This is a genomic window from Photobacterium sp. R1, assembly GCF_054600795.1.
In genome coordinates this window covers 1-263 of sequence record NZ_BAAHZP010000646.1, presented here as the reverse complement: position 1 = coordinate 263, position 263 = coordinate 1, and the positions used below count along the sequence as shown (strand labels likewise).

The window sequence follows — 263 nt, the reverse complement described above, 5'->3', positions numbered from 1 at the left end:
CTTAAGCAAGTGGATGCCTATATCCGTGCCAAAGAGCCTTTGGTGAAAGAAGTCTCGGTCAGTATTAACGGTGTCTATGAGCAGGTGCTTGTCGCTGCCATAGACGGCACCTATGCGGCTGATATTCGTCCTCTGGTGCGTTTTTCTGTCAGCGTGCTGATCGAGAAGAACGGCAAGCGCGAAAGCGGCAGTGCAGGCGGCGGTGGCCGCTTCGGTTATCAGTATTTTATGACTGAAAATGACGGCAAGTCGGTCGCTTTGCA

General features: G+C 52.5%; 1 pseudogene. It reads left to right on the top strand.

Annotated features, from left to right (window positions below):
* A pseudogene (tldD, locus tag ACYP03_RS26655) lies at nucleotides 1-263 on the top strand (metalloprotease TldD); the annotation flags it as partial.